Raw genomic sequence first — 20941 nt, forward strand, 5'->3', positions numbered from 1 at the left:
GTTCGACAGGAGCAATCAATGTTCAGACCCCTGCCGTTTTTTATCGGGTTGAGGTATACCCGGGCTAAACGACGAAATCATTTTATTTCGTTTATTTCCGCCATGTCCATGGCCGGTCTTGTACTGGGGGTTATGGTGCTGATTATTGTGCTGTCGGTGATGAATGGATTTGACCGTGAACTGCGCCAGCGAATTCTGGGCATGGTGCCCCACGCTACCATTACCGCCGCCCGGGGGGAATTGATGGATTGGCAGGACTTGAGCAAAACTGTTGAAGCCATTCCCGGTATTGAAGCCGCTGCCCCTTTTATTGAAGGGCAGGGCATGATGACCAGTCGTGGCGAAGTAAAGGGGGTGATGATTTATGGTGTTGACCCTATGCTTGAGGGCACTGTATCCATTCTTCCCGAGCATATGACTGCTGGCAGTCTGACGGACTTGAAAGCCGGCAGCTTCGATATTGTGATTGGTGAGCTGTTGGCCCGTTCCCTGGGGGTTTCTGTGGGGGATATGGTCACTGTGGTTCTGCCCGACGCTTCAGTCAACCCGGCTGGTGTTTTTCCTCGAATGAAACGTTTCAAAGTCTCAGGGCTGTTTGCCGTGGGGGCAGATCTGGATGCCAGTCTGGCCTTTATCAATATCAAGGATGCCGCCCGGTTTATGCGTTACCGGGAGGGCGTGGAAGGTCTGCGTCTGAGAATGAAAGATTTGTTCGACGCGCCGCGGCTCTCCTGGGAAGCGGCGATGGAACTGCCCGGTCAGTATTACGTCAGTGACTGGACCCGCACTCAAGGGCGCCTGTTCCAGGCCATCCAGATGGAAAAAACCATGGTGGGTCTGCTGCTGACCCTGATTATCGCGGTGGCGGCTTTCAATATTGTGGCCACTCTGGTGATGGTGGTCACCGATAAGCAGGCGGATATCGCCATTCTCCGTACCTTTGGCGCCCGTCCGGGAACCATTATGGCGATCTTTATGGTGCAGGGTTCTGTGATTGGTATTGTGGGTACCTTGATTGGCACGACCCTCGGGGTGATTGGTGCCCTGAATGTGGCGGCGGTGATCGGTTTTATTGAGAAAGTCATGGGCATTACCTTCCTGAGTGCGGATGTGTACTTTATCAGTTACCTGCCTTCAGAGTTGCTCTGGTCCGATGTGGTAACGGTATGTATTGCCAGTCTTGGCCTGAGTTTCCTGGCCACCCTTTATCCTTCCTGGCGGGCGGCCAGAATCCAGCCGGCAGAGGCTTTGCGTTATGAGTGATATTGCTGATCAAGTGGTTCTGTCCTGTCAGGAATTAACCAAAGTTTACGATGAAGGCTCGGAAAAACTAGTGGTTCTCAATGGCGTAAATGTTGAGATTCACCGGGGGGAAAGGGTGGCGATTGTCGGCAGTTCAGGCTCCGGTAAAACTACTTTACTGAATATGCTGGCGGGGCTGGATAATGCCTCTTCCGGTTCGGTTGCTATCTGCGGTAATGATCTGGCGACACTCAGTGATATTGAGAGGGGGGATATGCGTAACAGACACCTGGGCTTTGTTTACCAGTTTCATCACCTGTTGTCGGAGTTTACCGCTCTGGAAAATACCTCCATGCCTTTGCTACTGCGACCCAGCTGTTCCGTATCGAAAGCCCAGGAAAAAGCTACTGAGCTTCTAACCCTGGTGGGTTTGGAAAAACGGCTGAATCATAAACCTGGTGAACTGTCCGGTGGCGAGCGTCAGCGGGTGGCGATTGCCCGTGCACTGGTATCTCAACCGGCCCTGGTGCTGATGGATGAACCCACCGGTAATCTGGATATCCATACTGGCGAACGGATTCATCGGCTGATGCTGGAACTGGCGGAAAAGCTTGATACGGCTTTTGTGGTGGTTACCCATGACCCGGCCCTGGCGGGAAAGATGAACCGGGTGCTGAAGCTGGTAGGTGGTGTGCTTCAGGAAGATTAATCAAATAGCGTGTTTTATAGAAAAGGCCGGAGATTCTTTTAAGAGCATCCGGCCTTTTTTATTCCAGCGAATATGCCTTTACAGATTCAGTGTTGCTGGATCAATGGCAATACCCAGAGAGCGCTTATCGATACGCTTCTCCTTGCCGGCTTCCTGGTAGCGGAAGCATACCAGATCACCAATGCTGACATCCAGATCCTTATCTGCGCTCAGATATTTGTAGTCTTCGCCTTCAACCGTGAGGGTGTGGATGTAGTAATCCGGCATACCCAGCCAGTCACTGTGGGGGCCGTCGGTCGCTACGCTTTCCAGTTTGCCACGACCCTGAAGCTTGGGTTTCTTCCGGTTAAAGCCACGGTTGCTTCTGTTCATGATGCGCTCTTCAAAAATGTAATGGTGTGGTTTCAGATAGTAACGAAATGGATGCGACCTGTGCTCAGTCGTCTTTTCTGGAAAGACGGTCTTTCCTGCGGTTATGCCAGGCCCGGACAATATGCCAGCGCCAGAACAGGCGTATGCCAACATAGCTGACGGAGGCGAAGAACAGTCCGGCCAGGGCGGAACCCAGGTAGAGGGGGAGCCAGATACGGCCAAACTCATGTTTCAGCCAGGAAAGACTCACCTCAAAATTGTACTGGGATATGGGTGTGCCCAGGATAAAACAGCCCAGTTTGTAGGTGCTGTACCACATGATGGGCATGGTCACCGGATTGGTGATCCATACCAGGGCCACGGATACCGGCAGGTTGCAGCGTACCAACAGAGCGATGCAGGCGGCCACAACCATCTGGAAAGGTATGGGGATAAACGCTACAAATATTCCGACAAAAAAAGCCAGCGCAACGGAGCGACGGTTCAGGTGCCAGAGATTCGGGTCGAGCAGGTGTTCACCCAGAAATTTCAGGGATCGGTTGTCCCGGATATCGGCGGGATCTGGCAAATATCGTTGAATTAGTTTCCTGGCCATGGCGATAGAGTAGGCTCTGTTCCTTGATAAATCACAACGCAGACTGCTTTCAGACAACCTGGCTGCCCAGGCAGCGGTGCAGTATGCCTTTAAACCGGTAAGTTCGCTATATGTGGCAGTCAATTGCCGGACTTTGCAGCGGAATTCTTGTTACCACCTGGCTGCCATTTCTGCCTGACTACAGGATAATAGCGTCTTGCGCATGTCTGCTGCTGGTTTTGACACTCTTCTGCCGGCAATTGTTCCTCTTTCTTACCCCCGGTTTTATCCTGCTGGGCCTGGCTTATGCCAGTTGGTATGGCCATACCCAGCAGTCTGAATGGTTGCCAGAGACTTTAGCGGGCCGGGATATAGCCGTCATTGCCCGTCTAACAAACCTGCCAGCAAAATATGACAATCGTGTGCGCTTCCTGGCGGATGTCCGGCTGCCCGGACACGAGGCTTCAAAACGAGTATCCCTGAGCTGGCAGGAAGCGCCGGAGCTTTACCCCGGGCAGGTATGGCAACTCTGCGTACGGCTGAAACGTCCCCATGGTTTTGCCAGTCCGGGTGCAAGGGATTACCAGAGCTGGCTGCTGCGCCAGGGGATAACCGCTACAGGATATGTGCGGGAATGTGTCGGGACAGATAATGAACTGTTGGAAACGTCCTGGGAACCAGTAATTCCCGTGCTGCGCCACAGGATCAGTTTCTGGCTGGAGCACAATCTTTCAGGTTCCGGGCGGGATCTGGTAAGGGCTTTATTGCTGGGGGACACCCGGGGGATGACGGGCCAGGACTGGCAGCTGTTCCGCCAGACCGGGACTATCCATCTGCTGGTGATTTCGGGCCTGCATATCAGCCTGGTTGTTCTGGTGGGCTGGTTGCTGGCAAGGTTTATGGCACTGTCGGGGCTGTTGCCTTTGCTGCGCTGGCATCTTCCGGGTTTCAGTCTTCTGTTTGGGCTGGTTCTGGCGTTACTGTATGGCGGTCTGGCTGGTGCAGGGCTGCCGGTGCAGCGGGCGCTGGTGATGTTGATGGTGGGTGCCTGCGGATTGCTGTTGGGGTTTCGTTTGCCGGTATTTCTGGTGTACCTGCTGGCATTGGCGGTGGTTCTACTGTTTGATCCTCTGGCGGGCCTCTCCTCAGGGTTCTGGCTCTCCTTTGCGGCTGTTGCGGCGCTTCTGTATATGTTCAGTCATCGCCGGGGCGGCCATAAAAAGAGCAGGGTGCTCTTATCCCAGCTGGTGGTAATGCTCGCCCTTTTTCCTCTGCTGGCGGTTATGCAACAGCCTGTCAGTTTGCTTTCTCCTTTGGTGAACCTGGTCTCTATTCCTTTGGTGGGCATGGTGATAGTTCCCTTTATGCTGCTAGGGCTTGGTTTGTCCCTGGTCTGGCAGGATGGCGGACTCTGGATACTGCAGATATGTGCGAACCTGCTTGAATTTTGGGAACAATGCCTTGGTTTTCTGGTGGATATTAATATTGGCACTGCCTGGATGCCGGTTCCGGCGGTTAGTGCTCTGGTGGCAGCTGTTGTGGGCGTTGTTCTGCTGTTATCCCCCGCAGGATTGGGCTGGCGCTGGCTGGGTGTTCTCTGTCTGTTGCCCTGGGTTTGGCCTCCGGTATCTCTGCCTGCTGAGGAAGAGGCTGAGCTGTCGGTTATGGATGTGGGACAGGGGCTGGCGGTCATGGTAAGAACCCGGTCTCATTTGCTGATTTATGATACCGGAGACAAATTTACGCCTACATTTTCCGCCGCAGATGCCGTGCTGGTGCCTTATCTGAGAACTCTTGGGGGGATTTCACCGGATCTGGTAGTGATTTCCCATAACGACAGGGACCATCGGGGCGGGCTTGAGGTTTTGAAGGAACACTTTCCCGAAGCGGTTTATCAGGTCCCGGAAAATAACGACTATTGCACAAAAGGGCAGGGTTGGCTTTGGGATAATGTGAGCTTTCAATATCTTGGCGCGGAAAGTTCAGCCAGGGCTTCGGCCAATGACCGTTCCTGCGTTATGCGCATTTGTAGCAGTGATGATTGCGTCCTGCTGGCGGGGGATATTACCCGCAGGCGGGAAGCGGCCCTGGTGCGGGAGTATGGTGATGGTTTACGGAGCCGGCTTCTTCTGGCTCCCCACCATGGTAGTGGAAGTTCATCGTCAGAGATTTTTATTAAAACGGTTTCTCCTGAGCTGGTATCGGTTTCCTCTGGTTATCGCAATCGTTTTCGTCATCCTTCCGGCGATGTTCTTGAACGGATAAATCGACAGGGAGTAAGGGTATTAGTAACAGCCGAAACCGGCACCCAGGTTTTTGTACTCGGGCGAACCAGTGAACCGGTTTGTAGCCGCGGACAGGGCACCGGATGGTGGAAACGGTTGTTACCGGACGGCAGCCGCCTTAAAAACTGTGAGCGGGTCCGGTAGACTGGGTGCGGGGTTATGGTAAAGTGGTTACCCTGATTTTGTTGATTTTCAGAGGGTTCCACGCAGGTGTTCGAGCTGATCAAAGCAGGTGGCTGGTTGATGCTGCCCATTATCTTTTCTTCGGTACTGGCAACAGCCATCATTATTGAACGCCTGTGGTCTTTACGGCGAGAAAAGGTCGCCCCCCGTAACCTGCTGCCCCAGGTCTGGAAATGGTTCAAGGATGGCGAACTGGACAGTGAAAAGCTAAAGCAGCTGCGTAAACACTCTCCCCTGGGGGAAATTCTCGCCGCCGGTCTGGCTAATGCCCGCCATGGCCGGGAGATTATGAAAGAGAGCATTGATGAAGCTGCCAGCAAGGTGGTCCATGAGCTGGAGCGTTATCTCAATGCGCTGGGCACTATTGCCGCTATTGCTCCCTTGCTGGGTCTGTTGGGCACCGTTATCGGTATGATCGATGTGTTTACCGTGATTATGCTGGAAGGCAGCGGCAATGCCGCGATTCTCGCCGGAGGTATTTCCAAGGCATTGATTACCACCGCGACAGGCCTGAGCGTGGCGATTCCTTCGGTGATTTTCCATCGTTTCCTGGTTCGCCGGGTTGATGAACTGGTGGTGATGATGGAGCAGGACGCAACCCGCCTGGTAGAAGTGGTGCAGGGGGAGCGCAAAGTCGATTTCAGCGAAGGGCAAGGCTCGTGAAGTTTCGTCGTCAGGCCCAGCAGGAGGTGTCGGTTAACCTGACACCGTTGATTGATGTTGTATTTCTGCTGCTGATCTTTTTTATGGTGTCCACCACCTTTACCCGGGAAACGCGGCTGGAGGTGGACCTGCCGGAAGCTTCCGCCGAGCGTCGGGTGCAGGAAAAGCGAGATATTAATATTGAAATCAGTCAGACAGGTGTTTATGCCATTGGTGGTCAGGTATTGCCTGGCAACAGTCTGGAAGTGGTCAGGGCGGCCTTGGAGCGTGCGTCCCATGGGGACACTACACGCCCCCTGGTGATCTCTGCTGATGCCCGTACGCCCCATGAATCTGTGGTGATAGCGATGGAAGCAGCTGGCGCGTTGGGCTTTGCCAAGCTCAGTATCGCCACCCGGGAAGTCGCAAAAAAGAAATAATGTCTGAGCAGACGTCTTCCCAAAGCACAGGCAAAGGGCTGGCATTTGTCCTCATCAATGCCATGACCCGAGCCTGGTACAGGCCCGGCTTTCACCCGTTGCTGTTACCTTTGCTGCCCCTGTCCTGGCTGGTTTCTGCAGAAGCCCGTCGGCGTTACCGCCGCTTTTGCAGCAAGCCTCCTGAAAAAACACCGGTACCTGTGATAGTGGTGGGTAATATCACCGTTGGTGGTACCGGAAAAACCCCGCTGGTGGCTGTTCTGGTGCGTCGATTGCGGGAAAATGGCTACCGACCGGGTATTATCAGCCGGGGTTATGGCTCCGGCTCTAATGGTTCTCCACGGCAGGTCTCCCGCCTTGATGATCCGGCAGAGTGTGGCGATGAACCAGTAATGCTGGCGGATATCACTGGCGTTCCTGTGGTTGTGGATGCTGACCGCTGCCGCGGGCTGAATTACCTGCTGACCAATAACGATTGTGACCTGGTCATCAGTGATGATGGCCTGCAGCACTTTCACCTGCACCGGGATCTGGAAATTATTGTGATTGATGGTGCCCGCATGCTGGGTAATGGCCATTGCCTGCCTGCTGGTCCCTTAAGGGAGCCGGCCCAGCGCTTGAATGATGTTGATCTGGTGGTTACCAATGGTGAGCCAGTAGAAAAGTTGCCCATATCAGCTCAGAAGATGACCCTGGAGCCAGTATATCTGGTGCCTGTCGGAGGCGGTGAGCCAAAAGCTTTAGCGGATCTGGAAGCCTCCTCGGTCTGCGCCGTAGCGGGTATCGGTAATCCGGAACGTTTTTTTACATCCCTTGAGCGGCAGGGGCTGGCGGTTGAGCGTTATCCTTTTCCTGATCACTATGCTTTTTCCTCTGAAGACCTGTCGTTCCTGAATGGGCGAACAGTTATAATGACCGCTAAAGATGCTATCAAGTGCCGTGGATTTGCCAAAAGCAACTGGTGGTATCTGTCTGTTGAAGCGCAGCTTCCCGAAGAGTTTTGGACTAAAGTACTTGCTCGTCTCGAGGCGCTCTGATTTCTGGCCGGTGTTGGAAGAAATACCGGTTGACCCATTACGTAATACCACATCAGGTAATGTTATGGACAAGAAACTGTTTGAAATTCTTGCCTGCCCTCTGTGCAAGGGCGACCTCAGGCATGACCGGAAAAAAAACGAGCTGATTTGTCGCCCCTGTGGTGTGGCTTTCCCGATCCGGGACCAGGTTCCGGTGATGCTGGCGTCGGAAGCCCGCACTCTGGATACTGATGAACGTCTCTGAACACTGCCTTTTCTAAATACGGTCACCCATGTCATACACGGTAATTATTCCGGCCCGTTACTCCTCCACCCGCCTGCCGGGCAAACCTCTGGCTGATATTGGCGGCAAGCCTATGATTCAGCGGGTATGGGAGCAGGCTAAGCGCAGCAACGCAGATCGCATTATTATTGCCACTGATGATGAGCGGGTGCAGGGAGCCGCTGTCCGCTTCGGAGCCGAGGTATGTATGACCAGCCCGGACCATCCCACAGGTACAGATCGCCTGCAGGAAGTGGTCAGCAAGCAGGGTTTTGATGATGCCCATGTGGTGGTGAATGTTCAGGGGGATGAGCCTCTGGTACCGCCGGCGGTGATCAATCAGGTGGCGGAAAACCTTAAAGCCTGTGTGCAGGCATCGGTAGCGACTCTGTCCCACCCGGTGGTGGACAGCGAAGAGCTGTTTGATCCGAACACAGTGAAAGTGGTGTCTGATCGTAATGGTATGGCCCTCTATTTCAGCCGAGCTCCCATGCCCTGGGACAGGAATAAATTTGCCATATCCCGCGATCAGTTTACTGCTAACAGCCTGTGTCAGCGTCACTTGGGTATTTATGCCTATCGGGTCGGTTTGTTGAATCGTTTTGTCGCTTGGGGCGAGTCTCTCCTGGAAACTACAGAAAGTCTGGAGCAGCTCCGGGTGCTTTGGAACGGTGACAGAATCCATGTGGCCGAAGCTTGTGAGATTCCGCCGGCTGGGGTTGATACCCAGGCTGACTTGGAACGGTTACGCAGTGTGCTGGCGGCCAGGGAATCGGAAGGAATCGATTTATGATACGTATTCTATTGGTATGCTTAGGCAATATCTGTCGTTCTCCGACGGCGGAAGGTGTGCTCCGCAAGAAACTTGAGCTGGCTGGCCTGTCAGGCAGGGTGGAACTGGATTCTGCGGGTACCGGCCCCTGGCATGTGGGTAAATCCCCTGACTTCCGGGCGATAGCCGCAGCGGCAAAAGCCGGTTATGACCTGAGCACACTTCGTGGGCGTCAGGTCTGCGAGGCTGATTTTGAAGGGTTTGATCTGATACTGGCTATGGACCACAGCAACTATCAGGATCTGTTATCTGTCTGCCCCGATGAGCAGCAGAAGGTGCATCTTCTGCTGCCTTATGGCGGGATTAACGATGCAGATGAAGTGCCTGATCCATACTATGGTGGTGATGAAGGTTTTATCAAGGTTATCAGTCTGATAGAAGCAGCAGCTGATAATATTGTAGAACGTCTCAGGGACGGTCGTTTGTGACTGGTTATGAACCCCCGGCCTGGCTGCAGCGGGATATTGACCTGAAGCCTTTTAATACCCTTGGGTTATCTGTTTGTACTGCTTTCTTTGCTGAGATTATTTCCAGACAGCAACTGCTGGAGGCCCTGTCCTGGGCAAAAGCCAGAAGGTTGCCCCTGTGTCCTTTGGGTGAAGGTAGCAATGTTGTGTTCTCCCAAAACTACCCTGGTTTGGTACTGTTGATTCGGCTGTCAGGTAAAGATGTTATTGACGATTCCGGCAGTCATGTTCTGTTGAAGGCTGGTGCCGGCGAAAACTGGCACCAGCTGGTGCGCTGGTCCATTGCTCAGGGCATTTTCGGTCTGGAAAATCTTTCATTGATTCCCGGTTGTGTCGGGGCTGCGCCGATTCAGAATATTGGTGCCTATGGCGTTGAAATTAAGGACGTTTTCCATAGTCTTGAGGCTGTTGAGATTGAAACCGGTGAAGTGCGGGAGATGAGCGCGGAAGAGTGTCGCTTTGGTTATCGGGATTCCGTTTTTAAAAGGGAAGGGCTGGATCATTTTATTATCCTGTCGGTGACTTTCTCCCTGTCCCGCCATTTTGAATGCAGTTTGGGCTACGGACATCTGCAGGAAGAGGTGCAAAGTGCTGCTGGTACAGGGCCGGTAACGGCGGAACTGGTTAGTGATGTAGTTTGTAATATTCGCAGTGCCAAACTGCCTGACCCGGTAGTGTTGGGCAATGCCGGCAGCTTTTTCAAGAATCCGGTTATTGATGAAGCCTTGTATCAGGAATTGGCAAAGCAGGAACCTGAACTGGTGGCTTTTCCTGCGGGTTATCAGCAGTGGAAACTGGCCGCTGGCTGGTTGATTGATCGTTGTGGTTTCAAAGGATTGCGAAAGGAAACTGATGCAGGTATTTATCAGCATCAGGCTTTGGTGCTGGTTAACCATGGTCAGGCTCGGGGGCGGGATGTTCTGGCTCTGGCGGATGAGATTTGCAGTACGGTCAGGCAGAAGTTTCAGGTTGTGCTTGAAATTGAACCGCGGGTTTACTGATTGAACCCCTCTTGCCGAAAGCCGAAGTCGACATAGCTATAGTTTTTCTATCATAGGGTAACCGGACAATTATTTTCTGGAGATCCTGTGAAACTGTTGTATGGAAGCATTGTGGTTGATACGGAGATAACCTGAATTAAACTTTCCATGTTTGCGATTATGTTTCAGGCCGGGAGTTTCTATGGCCATTCAAAGATGTTTTCTATTGGCTCTTGGGTTGTTGTTTTCGCTGGCAGGCTATGGCGGCGGTAAAGAGACGGTCGCCCGTATGGAAAAGCTTGTGGCTGAGGGAAAACGGTTTCGGTTTTTCTTATTGATATGCAGGCCAGGTTTGTCGCGACTTTTCGTTCCGGGGAGTTTAATGGCGCCTTTATGAATTACAGAGATATGCCTCTGGACAGTAATGGCGATATTGATAAAGAGATTTATGGTGAACTGATAACTCACCTGAGAGAAAAAAAGAAAGCCCCGGCTGGAAAACCGGGGCTTTCTTTATGGCCAGCAATCAGGGGCTGTTACTGGTCCTGATTGCTGGTGCTTTCCTGTGGGGTCGCTTTGGCTTCAACTTCAGCCTGTTGTGATGGCTTGGTCTCCGCCTGGGCAGCGGTCGCTTCCGCTTCCTTCTGGCGGCGACGAATCTCCCTGGGGTCGTTGGCCGCACGGGTGCGGGAGCGACGACGGCGGGGGGCGGGTTCTGCCGCTTCCTGGGCTGGTGCTGCAGGCTGTTCCTGTTTAACAGGAACAGGTTTTGCCTCCGGCTTAGCTGCTTCGGCTTTAACTGGCTCGGACTTTATGGCTTCAGGCTTGCTTTCAACCTGGGGCTGGTGAGCCGGTTTGGCTTCCTCTTTTACGGGGTGAGGAGCAGGCACTGGTTTTTCCGCAGGAACAGCCCGTTCCTTTGTTTTGGAGGCAGCAGTATGAGCTTTCTCTGCAAATGTTTCCCGGTTCTTCTGGGGTTCTCTCTTTTGAGACTCTTCAGATAGGTTCAGCGCGCTCTGGGGCTCAGCCCTCTTGATAGTGTCGGGAGCAACAGCTTCCGCCAAGGGTTTGGATATAGACTGTGCTAGTTTCTCCGCAGCTGGCTGGCATGGGGCTTCCTGGGTTACAGGTTTGACCGGTTCAGGGGTTTTCTCCTGGCGGGGTTTTTCTGTCGACTTAGGGGCAATTGGTGCCGGAGCCGCTTCTATTGTCGGTTTCTGTATGGGATCCTTGGTGCTTTCATCCGCAGCTGGTACTGCACGGTCACGCTGGGATGGCCGGTTGCTACGGCGACGGTTCTGCAGGTTGCGGGGGCGACGACGTTTCTCTTCCTGATCTCCGGTGTTGATCGGTTGCTGAGGATGGTTCAGGTCTTCAATCGCAGCGGTATCCTGCTGACGCTCATCGCTGCGGCGACGCTCCTGCTGAGGACGTTCATTGCGTTGCTCGTTACGCTGGCTCCTGCGGGTGTCATTGCGCTGTTCGCTGCGATCCTGGCGGTCACGGCGCTGTTGTCCACGACGCTGCTGACGGTCGTCATCACTCTGAGCGCGGCGTTCGTTGCGCTGCTCGTTACGATCGCGACGCTGTTCGTTGCGAGTGTTGCGATCGTCACGACGGCGTTCGCTGGTACGGCTGGGGCGGCGGTTGTCATCACGATTTCCGCCTTGGCTGCGTTCCTGGCGAGATTTGGCCGCAGGTTCGGGCTTTTCCTCTTCCGGAGCGGAGAACAGGCTGCCAAAGGTTTTGGCAATGGTGCGCAGTAATCCATCGGATTCCCGGGCTGCCGGTGTTCTGGCCGGAGTGCGTTCGGGGGCGGGCTGACTCGGAGTGATATTGCGAACTGCGGCTTCCGGCGCTTTCTGGGGTGCTTTGTCCTGCAGGTATTCTGGAGCTTCCGGTTCAGCGGCGTTGCTTAGATCCAGGCTGCTGACGGGTTCGTCACCAACATGGTCGTCACGGAGACGCTGCACTTCAAAGTGGGGCGTATCCAGGTGTGGGTTAGGAATAATCAGAACCCGTGCGCCGCTGCGCTTCTCGATACGGCTGATGATGTCCCGTTTCTCGTTTAGCAGAAAGGTGCCAACTGCGACAGGAACCTGTGCGCGAATTTCGGAGGTGCGCTCTTTCTGGGCTTCTTCTTCCATCAGTCGCATGATGGACAGGGACAGGGAGTGCACGTCGCGGATAGTACCCTGACCGTTACAGCGGGGGCAGACGATGCCACTGGTTTCGCCCAGGGACGGACGCAGGCGCTGACGGGACATTTCCAACAGGCCAAAGCGGGAAATACGGCCCAGCTGAATGCGGGCGCGGTCCATTTGCAGGGCTTCACGGATCCGGTTCTCGACATCGCGCTGATTCTTGTTGGAATTCATATCGATGAAGTCGATCACGATCAGGCCGCCGATATCCCGCAGACGCAGCTGGCGGGCAATCTCTTCTGCCGCTTCCAGGTTGGTGTTGCGGGCAGTCTCTTCGATATCCCCACCGCGGGTCGCTCGGGCGGAGTTGATATCGATTGAGACCAGGGCTTCCGTCGGGTCGATCACGATGGAGCCGCCTGAAGGCAGTTTCACTTCCCGCTGGAAGGCGGTTTCAATCTGGCTTTCAATCTGGAAGCGGTTGAACAGTGGGACTTCGTCATGGTACAGCTTGATGCGGGTCTTGTACTGGGGCATCACCTGGGAGACAAAGTCCAGGGCTTCCTTGTGCACGTCAGGGTTGTCTACCAGTACCTCGCCAATGTCCTGGCGCAGGTAGTCACGGATGGCGCGAATGGTCACGTTGCTCTCCTGGTAAACCAGGAAAGGGGCTGGGCGGTTCTGGATGGCTTCCTTAATGGAATTCCATACCTGCAGCAGGTAGTTCAGATCCCACTGGAGGTCGGAGGCGTCACGGCCAAGACCAGCGGTGCGTACGATAACGCCCATTTCTGCGGGGATGTCCAGCTGGGCCAGGGCTTCGCGGAGTTGGGTACGCTCTTCGCCTTCGATACGGCGGGAGATGCCACCGGCGCGCGGGTTGTTGGGCATCAGCACCAGATAGCGGCCGGCCAGACTTACCAGGGAGGTGAGGGCGGCACCTTTATTGCCACGCTCTTCCTTGTCGACCTGGACAATGATTTCCTGGCCTTCGCGGATAACGTCCTTGATGCTGGGGCGGCCGGAGCCGGGGTTGCCGGTGAAGTATTCCCGGGAGATTTCTTTAAGGGGAAGGAAACCGTGGCGTTCAGAGCCAAAGTCAACGAAGGCAGCTTCGAGACTGGGTTCTACGCGGGTGATTTTACCTTTGTAGATGTTGGCTTTTTTCTGTTCGCGGGCTCCTGATTCTATATCAAGGTCGTAGAGACGCTGGCCGTCGACCATGGCAACACGCAGCTCTTCCTGCTGTGTCGCGTTGATAAGCATTCTTTTCATGCAAATCCGGTATATATCAGTAGGCGGTCCACTTCATGCTCGATATCTCCTATTATTCGTTCTTCTTTTCATCCTGTGTTTCTACAGGGTCGCACCCCGAAGCTCCTGGCTTGGGGGCTGATCTCGCCTGGGGCGAACCAGATTTCCGGTCTTATCTGTTGCCGAGTCGTTGAGCCCGTATTTTGGGGCTTTCTCAGCGGTAAACGAGTGCCTGAAATCTTGACTATCGAATCGTAATAGGAGCGCTCAAGAGAACTGGACAGCGCTGGTTAGCTCGAAGCGCAGAGGTTATGTGACCTTTGCACACTCTGTAAATTTTGCCTTATCAGGTTATCCTGTTCAGGCGTGCCGCATAATCATGCATAGATCTTGGAACATCAGGATAACATTTTTTCCCTGGCTGTTCCCGAAAGAGTGCTGTTATACGGACTTCTTATCACGTTATTACTTTATCTGCTTCATTTTCATACATAATCTGAAGCATTACCGGAAATATATCAGCTATTCGTAAGTGCTTCAAACTGAGGAAAACTGTTACCATAGTAAGATGATTGATAATGCTTCCAAAGCGCCAGCAACAGGTACTGGTGTGCGTTTTTTTACGGTTGATGAAGATCAGGCCGGGCAGAGGCTTGATAATTTTTTACGAGTGGCTCTCAAGGGGGTGCCGAAGAGCAGGATTTACCGGATTATTCGCAAGGGTGAAGTGCGGGTGAATAAAGGCCGGGTTAAGGCTGAGACTAAACTCCAGGATGGCGATGTGGTTCGAGTGCCGCCGGTGCGGGTGAGTGAGGCGAAATTGCCCGTGGTTCCGGGTATGGATGTGGCACGAAAAATAGAGGCGGCCATTCTGTATGAAGATGACTCCCTGCTGGTGCTGAACAAGCCCAGTGGGCTGGCGGTTCACGGTGGCAGCGGTATTTCCCTGGGAGTGATTGAGAGCCTTCGACAGCTGCGTCCGGACTGCCGTTTTCTGGAACTCGTGCACCGTATCGATAGGGACACCTCCGGGTGTCTGTTGGTGGCGAAAAAGCGCAGTATGCTTCGCCACCTTCATGCCCAGATCCGTGAGCACCATGTGCTGAAGGTGTATAACGCATTGGTGGATGGTCGCTGGCCCGCCCGTAAAACAGCGGTATCCGCGCCTCTGCAGAAGAATGTACTGCAGTCCGGAGAACGGATGGTAAGCGTTTCTCCGGAAGGCAAGCCGTCCCGTACCCGCTTTAAGGTGCTGAAGCGTTATGGCCCCGCGACTCTGGTTGAAGCCAGCCTGGAAACAGGGCGCACCCACCAGATTCGTGTCCATACCCGTCATGTGGGCTGTCCGATTCTGGGAGACAGTAAATACGGTGTGGAGCGGACTCGGATTCTGGCCGAGGAGGTTGGCCTGAACCGGTTGTTTCTCCATGCTGCGAAGGTTGGAATCAATCTGCCGGATGGCAGTTATAAGCAGTTCACCGCGCCCTTGCCTGAAGAGCTTGTGAGGGTACTGAATGGTATGAAGGCCGGTTGATGGTTGTTTTCACCGGCCTGAGTTGAGATAAACGGATCAGTTACTGTTGTGAATGGGTGGAGAATAATAAATGTCCGATAATCGGGAGGTGGAGGACAGCATGGCCTCGGAAGATCGAAAGCTGATTGAAAAGATGCTGTTCAGCGCGGTACAGGAGCAGAAAAGGGCTCGACGCTGGGGAGTTTTCTTCAAGTTTCTTTTTTTTGCCTATGTACTTGTGGGGATAGGGCTGGTTGTTTTCCCCATGAAAGAGGGTAAATCAGCGGCGAAAGAGTATGTTGCCCTGGTTGAGGTAAAAGGTGTAATTGCTGCTGATCGGGATGCGAATGCTGATTCCATTATTACAGGGCTGCGCAGAGCCTATGAGGATCACAAGGTCCGTGGAGTGGTGCTACGTATTAACAGCCCGGGTGGTAGCCCTGTTCAGGCCGGTTACATATATGATGAGATAAATCGTCTGAAAGCGACCCGTGAAGACCTTAAGGTTTATGCGGTGATTTCCGATGTGGGTGCGTCCGCGGCTTATTATATTGCTGCGGCTGCTGATGAAATTTATGCGGATAGAGCCTCTGTTGTCGGTTCTATAGGTGCTTATATGGCCACATTTGGTTTTACCGGTGCCATGAAAAAGCTGGGTGTGACCCGTCGCTTCTACGGTGCGGGTGACCACAAGGCTCTGACTGATCCCTTCCAGCCGGAAGATCCGGTTGCGGCAGAGCATCTGCGCTCCACTGTAAAAAATATTCACGAGCAGTTTATCGAAAGTGTGCGCAAGGGGCGTGGAGATCGCCTGAAAGAGACACCGGAAATTTTCTCCGGCCTCATCTGGACCGGTCAGCAGGCCGAAGCTTTGGGGCTGGTAGATTCCCTGGGCAGCTCCGGTTATGTGGCCCGGGAAGTGATTGGGGTGGATGAAATTGTCGACTTTACCGTAAAGCCTGGCTTTCTGGAGCGGTTTGCCAGCAAGATTGGCTCCAGTGCGGCCCAGGCCCTGGGTGTCAGCCTGGGATTGGAAGGGCCGGTGGTGCGTTGATCCTTCCTTATTATTAAGAGAAAGACTTCTTTGATAATAAACCGTTAGGGAATCTGAAGCCCCTGGTTGCGCAGCAGTTTGGTGAGTGTGATCAGGGGCAGTCCTTCCAGGGCTGTGGGGTCATCCCCCTGCATTTTTTCAAACAGACTGATGCCCTGCTGTTCCCATTTAAAGCTGCCGGCGCAATCCAGGGGCTGGTCGGCCTTTATATAGCGGTGTATTTCATCATTGCTCAACGTCCGGAATAGAACACTGAAAGGAATAACGCAGGCGATAGGCTGCTGCCCTTTGGGGTGAAGGCAGAGTCCGGTCAGAAATGTCACTTCCTGGCCGCTGGCTTGTTTGAGCTGATTAAAAGCTTTTTCTTCGGTGCCAGGCTTGCCCAGTATTTTTCCACTCAGTACGGCCACCTGATCTGAGGCGATAATCAGATCTGCGGAATGATTTTCAGCCACAGCAGCGGCTTTCTCTGTGCTGAGGCGCAGAGCCAGCTCTTCCGGGTTTTCTCCATTCTTCGGGGTTTCATCAATATCCGGGCTGATACAGGTGAAAGGGATATGCAGTCGGGTGAGAAGCTGGCGGCGATAGGGCGAGCTTGAGGCGAGAATAATTGTCATGGTGTGTTTATCAGGGATTTCCGGGTGATGGCCTGTAGCGGGATTGTGCAGGACTACGTTTGAGCGTTAGTCTATAGGGCTAAATCTGTGCAGGGAAATCATGCATTGCATCTTTACACCTGCAATGCATGTCCCTATTATGGCGCGCTTATGTTTACCGGACAGTTACCAAGACATATTTCACCCCGCAAGCTGGCTTATCAGAATGCCATTGTTGAAGGTGAGTTGCCTGTAGCCTCATGCCCCAGGCTGCAAAACATAGTTGCTGATGACCAGACCAGTATTCGGGTCGTCCTGCGTTTTGAAGTTGACCAGCAGCGTCGAATTCTGATCCAGGGTGAACTTGATGGTAGTCTGGCCATGGTGTGCCAGCGTTGTCTTGATGTGGCAGAGATAAATTTTGTTGCCAATGTGAATATGGCAGTTGTGCGGAATGAAGATCAGGCTCGGAACTTACCCGCAAGCCTGGATCCGCTGATCGTGGAGGAAGAAGCTGTTGAGCTTCTGCCACTGCTTGAGCAGGAAGTAATACTCAATCTGCCGGCTTTCGCCTACCACGAAAACGAAGACTGTCATAGTAAGCAGGAGGCGTACAGCACTCTGCCGGAAGGCAGTGCTGAAGAGCTGGAGGTCCAGGAGGCTGCCCAGCGCCCCAGCCCGTTCAGTGTGCTGGCCGGTCTGAAAACCGGCAAGTCATGATTTCAGTAGCCATTTTTAGGAGAGATTTCCATGGCCGTTCAAAAAAATCGCAAAACCCGTTCCAAGCGTGACATGCGTCGCTCCCACGATGCTCTGACCGCTCCTTCCCTGTCTGTGGATGCTGCTTCCGGTGAAACTCACCGTCGTCATCACGTGACTGCTGACGGTTTCTACCGCGGACAGAAAGCCATCGCTGATAAGGGCGAGTAATTCACGCTTTGGGTCAGGAAGCGACCATAGCGCTGGATATTATGAGCGGGGACTGTGGTCCCCGTTCTCGTATCCGGGCCGCGCAGGACGCGCTTTCACGATATCCTGGTCTGCACCTGGTGCTTACCGGTGACTCCCGCTTTATTCGTGAAGAGTTGAAAGCGGGTACTCTTTCATCCGGTCAGAATGATCGCATCACAGTGGTTCATGCTGCCCAGGTTGTGGCCATGGATGATAAACCCTCCAGTGCTCTGCGGCGCAAGCAGGATTCCTCCATGTGGCTTGCAGTGGAGCAGGTGGCCATGGGAATGTCCCAGGCCTGTGTCAGTGCCGGCAATACCGGAGCTCTGATGGCTATGGGGCGTCATCTTCTGAAAACCCTTCCCGGTATTGATCGTCCTGCCCTTGTCGGTCAGCTTCCTTCGCCGGAAGGTGTTGTTCTTCTGTTAGATCTCGGTGCCAATGTTGACTGTTCATCTGAGCTTCTTTACCAGTTTGCCGTGCTTGGCTCCCTGATGATGAGTGAGGTCTATGATGTGTCTTCTCCCCGGGTTGGCCTGTTGAATATCGGGGAAGAGGATGTGAAAGGTTGCGAACGGGTGCGTCTGGCCCAGCAGCTTATCAGTGATAATCAAGAGTTAAACTACTGTGGCTATGTAGAAGGTGACAGGCTGTTTTTCGGTGAGGCTGATGTGGTTGTCTGCGATGGTTTTCCGGGAAATGTCGCCCTTAAGTCCAGCGAAGGTGTGGCGCGCCTGATTGCTCAAAGGCTGCAGTCCGGTGTCGGGCTGACCGGCTGGAAAAAACTGCTGGGCTGGCTGGCTAAACCCTTGGTGGGTATACTTGTCGGCAGTTTCGAGCCCGGACGCTTTAATGGTGCAACGCTGCTGGGTCTGAACGGTGTGGTGGTAAAAAGCCACGGCGCTTCCGATGAGCAGCAGTTTGCCGCTGCTATTGATCAGGCTGTCCAGGCTGTTGATCAGTCCGCCGTACAGAAAATCAACAAACGCCTTGAGGTTATGCTTTAGCTTTTTAGTGGCTTGAGTATGTGTATGCGTCAATGGATGTGTTTTGAGGCTTGATATGCTGTTTGACATGTTGCCTGACATAAAAGCATCACCCTTCTGTTACTTTACGGCAATGTCTGTGCAACATATTTTTACCGATTGAATATTTCGTTTCCCTATAATAGGGCTATTCAGTAACAGGATTTTGCAGAGTCAATGACTTCCAGTATCGCGTTTATTTTCCCGGGGCAGGGTTCCCAGAAAGTCGGCATGTTGTCTGCGATCGCCGAGCAGGAGTCCGTCGTTAATGACACGTTTGTCGAAGCTGGTGAAACCCTCGGTTTTGATCTGCGCGACATGATTCTTAATGGCCCGGCGGAAGCACTGAATGCCACTGAGAATACTCAGCCCGCTCTGCTGGTTGCCAGTATCGCGCTCTGGCGTTTATGGGAAGCCCGTGGCGGTGGGCTGCCCGGGTTTGTTACCGGGCACAGCCTGGGTGAGTATTCTGCACTGGTTGCTGCCGATGTGCTGTCTTTTGCCGATGCTGTACGCCTGGTACGTAATCGTGGTCTTTATATGCAGGAAGCCGTGCCCCAGGGGCAGGGAGCGATGGCGGCGGTGCTAGGTCTTGATGATGACAAGGTGATTGAACTCTGTGCCGAAACCTGCGGTGAAGGCGAAGTGCTTTCCGCGGTGAATTTCAACGCCCCCGGTCAGGTTGTGATTGCCGGTTCCGCGGCAGCAGTTGCCCGTGCTGGTAAAACTTTTTCTGCAGCCGGTGCCCGCAAGGTTATGCCGCTGCCGGTGAGTGTTCCGTCCCACTGCGCATTGATGGAGCCTGCGGCGGCCCGTCTGGAAAAACATCTGGAGGGTATCATTTTGAGCGCGCCAAAAATCCCCGTTGTGCAGAACGTGTCTGCCCGGGTTGTTGAAGATGTTGAGAGTATTCGCGCTAACCTGGTGAGCCAGCTGTCCCAGCCAGTGCGTTGGGTTGAGTCCGTGCGCACCATGGTGGCTGCCGGCGTAACCGGGTTCCAGGAGTGTGGTCCCGGCAAGGTTCTGGCGGGGCTGGGTAAGCGTATTGAGCGTTCGGTGCCTGTTACTGGCATGGAAGATATTTCAGCGTTCCCGGAAATTGGCGGATAAGGCTGGTTGGAGTTTTATGGTTGCCCAGAATGATGGTGACAGTGAACAGTTGAACAAGAGGAATCATGGGCATGCAGCAGGAAATAGCCGGTCTGGCTGGTAAGGTTGCGCTGGTCACAGGAGCCAGTAGAGGAATCGGGCAGGCAATCGCCCTGCGTCTGGGAGCTGCTGGTGCTACTGTCGTGGGTACGGCAACATCCGATGCTGGCGCTGCGGCAATCGCTGAAGTTCTTAAAGAGAACGGCGTGAAGGGTACGGGTCTGCGCCTGGATGTGTCCGATGCGGATTCTGTGACGAGTGTCGTAAAAACTGTGACCACAGAATTTGGCGCGCCGCTGATTCTGGTAAATAATGCCGGAATTACCCGGGATAATATCCTGATGCGGATGAAGGATGATGAGTGGGGCAGTGTGATCGACACCAATCTCGGCTCCATCTACCGTATGAGCAAAGCCTGCCTGCGTGCCATGACCAAGGCCCGGTGGGGTCGTATTGTTAATATCAGTTCGGTGGTGGGCTCCATGGGGAATGCCGGCCAGTCGAATTATGCTGCTGCCAAGGCTGGCCTGGAGGGCTTTACCCGCTCCCTGGCCCGTGAAATAGGCAGTCGCCAGATTACTGTCAATGCGGTAGCTCCCGGTTTTATCGATACCGATATGACCAGGAGTCTGCCAGAAGATCACCGTCAGCTACTGTTGGATCAGGTGCCCATGGGGCGCTTGGGTGATCCGGCGGAGATTGCGGGCGTGGTAGCATTTCTTGCGGGAGATGAGGCGGCCTATATGACCGGTGAAACCCTGCAGGTGAATGGTGGCATGTATATGGGGTAATATGGGGTGTTTGCTTGCGACAAACAGCAAATATTATCCAGTTAAAACTTTACCCGCTTGATATTCTTTCGAGCGTTTATATAAACTACTGTTTCTCAGCGAATGCTGCATGAAACTACAGGAGCGTAACAAGGCATGAGTACTATTGAAGAACGCGTCAAGAAGATCGTTTGCGAGCAGCTTGGCGTTAAGGAAGAGGAAGTAAGCAATGAGTCTTCCTTTGTTGAAGATCTGGGTGCTGACTCCCTCGACACGGTAGAACTTGTGATGGCTCTGGAAGAAGAGTTTGAAACCGAGATTCCCGATGAAGAAGCCGAGAAGATTACTACTGTTCAGGAAGCTATCGACTACGTCGTTTCCCACCAGTAATTGATCCCGAATTTATGAAAAGCCGCACCTGACGCTGTTATGTGCGGCTTTTCTGTGTCTGTAATTTCTG

Annotated in this window: 23 protein-coding genes; 19 read left to right on the forward strand and 4 right to left on the reverse strand. The window is 53.6% G+C overall.

The window, feature by feature from the left end; translation table 11 throughout:
* The first annotated feature begins 18 nt into the window (after window positions 1-18).
* On the forward strand, window positions 19-1263 hold the full coding sequence (locus tag ACY2RQ_RS11005) for a lipoprotein-releasing ABC transporter permease subunit (RefSeq protein ID WP_490113016.1): 1245 nt from the start codon (window positions 19-21) through the stop codon (window positions 1261-1263).
* A complete protein-coding gene (locus ACY2RQ_RS11010) occupies window positions 1256-1951 on the forward strand; it encodes an ABC transporter ATP-binding protein (protein WP_490113017.1) in 696 nt (231 codons plus the stop codon). Before ACY2RQ_RS11005 ends, ACY2RQ_RS11010 begins: the two co-directional genes overlap by 8 nt.
* A 78-nt stretch (window positions 1952-2029) precedes the next feature.
* On the opposite strand, the gene ACY2RQ_RS11015 is transcribed toward ACY2RQ_RS11010, so the two are convergent.
* On the reverse strand, window positions 2030-2323 hold the full coding sequence (locus tag ACY2RQ_RS11015) for a hypothetical protein (protein WP_490113018.1): 294 nt from the start codon (window positions 2321-2323) through the stop codon (window positions 2030-2032).
* Window positions 2324-2387: 64 nt separating this feature from the next.
* Entirely contained in the window at window positions 2388-2975 is a 588-nt protein-coding gene (locus ACY2RQ_RS11020) for a DUF2062 domain-containing protein (protein WP_490113019.1), read from the reverse strand.
* 53 nt (window positions 2976-3028) lie between these two features.
* Here ACY2RQ_RS11020 and ACY2RQ_RS11025 point away from each other — a divergent pair, with 53 nt between their 5' ends.
* From ACY2RQ_RS11025 to ACY2RQ_RS11065, 9 genes are all read left to right on the forward strand, one after another.
* A complete protein-coding gene (locus ACY2RQ_RS11025) occupies window positions 3029-5326 on the forward strand; it encodes a DNA internalization-related competence protein ComEC/Rec2 (protein ID WP_490113020.1) in 2298 nt (765 codons plus the stop codon).
* 66 nt (window positions 5327-5392) lie between these two features.
* On the forward strand, window positions 5393-6028 hold the full coding sequence (locus ACY2RQ_RS11030) for a MotA/TolQ/ExbB proton channel family protein (protein ID WP_490113021.1): 636 nt from the start codon (window positions 5393-5395) through the stop codon (window positions 6026-6028).
* Window positions 6025-6447, forward strand: coding sequence for an ExbD/TolR family protein (locus ACY2RQ_RS11035; protein ID WP_490113022.1), 423 nt, complete (start codon window positions 6025-6027; stop codon window positions 6445-6447). Before ACY2RQ_RS11030 ends, ACY2RQ_RS11035 begins: the two co-directional genes overlap by 4 nt.
* A complete protein-coding gene (gene lpxK, locus ACY2RQ_RS11040; RefSeq protein WP_490113023.1) occupies window positions 6447-7484 on the forward strand; it encodes a tetraacyldisaccharide 4'-kinase in 1038 nt (345 codons plus the stop codon). Before ACY2RQ_RS11035 ends, lpxK begins: the two co-directional genes overlap by 1 nt.
* A gap of 64 nt (window positions 7485-7548) precedes the next feature.
* Window positions 7549-7728, forward strand: coding sequence for a Trm112 family protein (locus tag ACY2RQ_RS11045; protein WP_490113024.1), 180 nt, complete (start codon window positions 7549-7551; stop codon window positions 7726-7728).
* 28 nt (window positions 7729-7756) lie between these two features.
* Window positions 7757-8539 (forward strand): 3-deoxy-manno-octulosonate cytidylyltransferase, encoded by a 783-nt coding sequence (gene kdsB, locus ACY2RQ_RS11050; protein WP_490113025.1) that lies wholly within the window; start codon window positions 7757-7759, stop codon window positions 8537-8539.
* Window positions 8536-9006 (forward strand): low molecular weight protein-tyrosine-phosphatase, encoded by a 471-nt coding sequence (locus ACY2RQ_RS11055; protein WP_490113026.1) that lies wholly within the window; start codon window positions 8536-8538, stop codon window positions 9004-9006. The genes kdsB and ACY2RQ_RS11055 overlap by 4 nt, the downstream gene beginning before the upstream one ends.
* Window positions 9003-10046, forward strand: coding sequence for a UDP-N-acetylmuramate dehydrogenase (murB, locus tag ACY2RQ_RS11060; protein ID WP_490113027.1), 1044 nt, complete (start codon window positions 9003-9005; stop codon window positions 10044-10046). The genes ACY2RQ_RS11055 and murB overlap by 4 nt, the downstream gene beginning before the upstream one ends.
* 372 nt (window positions 10047-10418) lie before the next feature.
* On the forward strand, window positions 10419-10574 hold the full coding sequence (locus tag ACY2RQ_RS11065) for a hypothetical protein (RefSeq protein WP_490113028.1): 156 nt from the start codon (window positions 10419-10421) through the stop codon (window positions 10572-10574).
* Here the strand turns inward: ACY2RQ_RS11065 and rne are convergent.
* Window positions 10562-13444 carry a ribonuclease E gene (gene rne, locus ACY2RQ_RS11070; RefSeq protein WP_490113029.1) on the reverse strand — a complete coding sequence of 961 codons (2883 nt, stop codon included), beginning with the start codon at window positions 13442-13444 and terminating at the stop codon, window positions 10562-10564. The two genes, ACY2RQ_RS11065 and rne, sit on opposite strands and share 13 nt — an antisense overlap.
* Window positions 13445-14033: 589 nt before the next feature.
* On the opposite strand from rne, the gene rluC reads away from it, so the two are divergent.
* The gene (gene rluC, locus ACY2RQ_RS11075) at window positions 14034-14957 is read left to right on the forward strand and encodes a 23S rRNA pseudouridine(955/2504/2580) synthase RluC (RefSeq protein WP_490113030.1); all 924 of its coding nucleotides are present in this window, start codon (window positions 14034-14036) and stop codon (window positions 14955-14957) included.
* A gap of 70 nt (window positions 14958-15027) precedes the next feature.
* A complete protein-coding gene (locus ACY2RQ_RS11080) occupies window positions 15028-15990 on the forward strand; it encodes a S49 family peptidase (RefSeq protein WP_490113031.1) in 963 nt (320 codons plus the stop codon).
* Window positions 15991-16034: 44 nt separating this feature from the next.
* On the opposite strand, the gene ACY2RQ_RS11085 is transcribed toward ACY2RQ_RS11080, so the two are convergent.
* Entirely contained in the window at window positions 16035-16607 is a 573-nt protein-coding gene (locus ACY2RQ_RS11085) for a Maf family protein (RefSeq protein WP_490113032.1), read from the reverse strand.
* Window positions 16608-16712: 105 nt separating this feature from the next.
* Between ACY2RQ_RS11085 and ACY2RQ_RS11090 the strand changes: the two genes are divergently transcribed.
* The 6 genes from ACY2RQ_RS11090 (at window position 16713) to acpP (ending at window position 20871) form a co-directional block, all read left to right on the forward strand.
* On the forward strand, window positions 16713-17306 hold the full coding sequence (locus tag ACY2RQ_RS11090) for a YceD family protein (protein ID WP_490113033.1): 594 nt from the start codon (window positions 16713-16715) through the stop codon (window positions 17304-17306).
* A 30-nt stretch (window positions 17307-17336) separates the two neighbouring features.
* Window positions 17337-17516: a 50S ribosomal protein L32 gene (gene rpmF, locus ACY2RQ_RS11095; RefSeq protein ID WP_490113034.1), complete on the forward strand. Its 180-nt coding sequence runs from the start codon at window positions 17337-17339 to the stop codon at window positions 17514-17516.
* 8 nt (window positions 17517-17524) lie between these two features.
* On the forward strand, window positions 17525-18544 hold the full coding sequence (gene plsX / locus ACY2RQ_RS11100; protein ID WP_490113035.1) for a phosphate acyltransferase PlsX: 1020 nt from the start codon (window positions 17525-17527) through the stop codon (window positions 18542-18544).
* 195 nt (window positions 18545-18739) lie between these two features.
* On the forward strand, window positions 18740-19672 hold the full coding sequence (gene fabD, locus ACY2RQ_RS11105) for an ACP S-malonyltransferase (RefSeq protein WP_490113036.1): 933 nt from the start codon (window positions 18740-18742) through the stop codon (window positions 19670-19672).
* A gap of 71 nt (window positions 19673-19743) precedes the next feature.
* Entirely contained in the window at window positions 19744-20502 is a 759-nt protein-coding gene (fabG, locus tag ACY2RQ_RS11110) for a 3-oxoacyl-ACP reductase FabG (RefSeq protein WP_490113037.1), read from the forward strand.
* Window positions 20503-20637: 135 nt separating this feature from the next.
* On the forward strand, window positions 20638-20871 hold the full coding sequence (gene acpP / locus ACY2RQ_RS11115; protein WP_490113038.1) for an acyl carrier protein: 234 nt from the start codon (window positions 20638-20640) through the stop codon (window positions 20869-20871).
* Window positions 20872-20941: the final 70 nt, after the last annotated feature.

This window comes from Parendozoicomonas sp. 209JJ7-1 (genome assembly GCF_058147085.1).

What these genes read in the sequence shown, in the direction of transcription:
- ACY2RQ_RS11065 (WP_490113028.1), top strand. Translation starts at nt 10,419, where the DNA reads ATGAATTACAGAGATATGCCTCTGGACAGTAATGGCGATATTGATAAA.
- ACY2RQ_RS11045 (WP_490113024.1), top strand. Translation starts at nt 7,549, where the DNA reads ATGGACAAGAAACTGTTTGAAATTCTTGCCTGCCCTCTGTGCAAGGGC.
- ACY2RQ_RS11025 (WP_490113020.1), top strand. Translation starts at nt 3,029, where the DNA reads ATGTGGCAGTCAATTGCCGGACTTTGCAGCGGAATTCTTGTTACCACC.
- ACY2RQ_RS11005 (WP_490113016.1), top strand. Translation starts at nt 19, where the DNA reads ATGTTCAGACCCCTGCCGTTTTTTATCGGGTTGAGGTATACCCGGGCT.
- acpP (WP_490113038.1), top strand. Translation starts at nt 20,638, where the DNA reads ATGAGTACTATTGAAGAACGCGTCAAGAAGATCGTTTGCGAGCAGCTT.
- rne (WP_490113029.1), bottom strand. Translation starts at nt 13,444, where the DNA reads ATGAAAAGAATGCTTATCAACGCGACACAGCAGGAAGAGCTGCGTGTT.
- ACY2RQ_RS11010 (WP_490113017.1), top strand. Translation starts at nt 1,256, where the DNA reads ATGAGTGATATTGCTGATCAAGTGGTTCTGTCCTGTCAGGAATTAACC.
- lpxK (WP_490113023.1), top strand. Translation starts at nt 6,447, where the DNA reads ATGTCTGAGCAGACGTCTTCCCAAAGCACAGGCAAAGGGCTGGCATTT.
- ACY2RQ_RS11055 (WP_490113026.1), top strand. Translation starts at nt 8,536, where the DNA reads ATGATACGTATTCTATTGGTATGCTTAGGCAATATCTGTCGTTCTCCG.
- kdsB (WP_490113025.1), top strand. Translation starts at nt 7,757, where the DNA reads ATGTCATACACGGTAATTATTCCGGCCCGTTACTCCTCCACCCGCCTG.
- ACY2RQ_RS11080 (WP_490113031.1), top strand. Translation starts at nt 15,028, where the DNA reads ATGTCCGATAATCGGGAGGTGGAGGACAGCATGGCCTCGGAAGATCGA.
- rpmF (WP_490113034.1), top strand. Translation starts at nt 17,337, where the DNA reads ATGGCCGTTCAAAAAAATCGCAAAACCCGTTCCAAGCGTGACATGCGT.
- fabD (WP_490113036.1), top strand. Translation starts at nt 18,740, where the DNA reads ATGACTTCCAGTATCGCGTTTATTTTCCCGGGGCAGGGTTCCCAGAAA.
- ACY2RQ_RS11015 (WP_490113018.1), bottom strand. Translation starts at nt 2,323, where the DNA reads ATGAACAGAAGCAACCGTGGCTTTAACCGGAAGAAACCCAAGCTTCAG.
- ACY2RQ_RS11085 (WP_490113032.1), bottom strand. Translation starts at nt 16,607, where the DNA reads ATGACAATTATTCTCGCCTCAAGCTCGCCCTATCGCCGCCAGCTTCTC.
- fabG (WP_490113037.1), top strand. Translation starts at nt 19,744, where the DNA reads ATGCAGCAGGAAATAGCCGGTCTGGCTGGTAAGGTTGCGCTGGTCACA.